At 57.7% G+C, this 470-nt stretch carries 1 protein-coding gene; it reads left to right on the forward strand.

The annotated features are described in order from the left end of the window. A partial coding sequence (locus tag H5125_RS21810; RefSeq protein WP_220487402.1) for a hypothetical protein occupies positions 1 to 470 on the forward strand: 470 nt, incomplete at both ends.

Raw genomic sequence — 470 nt, forward strand, 5'->3', positions numbered from 1 at the left:
TTCAGCGGCATGGGCAGCGATGGTATCTTCAACAGCGATGAGATCGGCAGCGACGGTACTGTGACCGCCACCGTGACGCTAGCGACTGGCACCCAAGTTGGCGACACCTTGATTGTCACTGACGGCAATGGCAACACCCTATTTAACGGCCCTGTCACTCAGGACATGCTCGACAACGGCTTTGACGTTGAAGTCCCTGTCACTGCAGGCGCGACCGATGTTGATGTCACCGCGCAAGTGATTGATATCGCCGGTAACCCCTCTGCAACCGCCACCGACAACCAGCCTGTGGACAATGTTGCCGCACCTGCACCCACCGTTGAGTTCAGCGGCATGGGCACTGACGGCGTGTTCAACAGCGATGAGATCGGTACTGATGGCACTGTGACCGCCACCGTGACTCTCGCGACTGGCACCCAAGTTGGCGACACCTTGATTGTCACTGACGGCAACGGCAACACCCTATTTAA

The sequence above is a fragment of the Shewanella sp. SR44-4 genome (assembly GCF_014163715.1).
Taxonomy (GTDB): Bacteria; Pseudomonadota; Gammaproteobacteria; order Enterobacterales; family Shewanellaceae; genus Shewanella.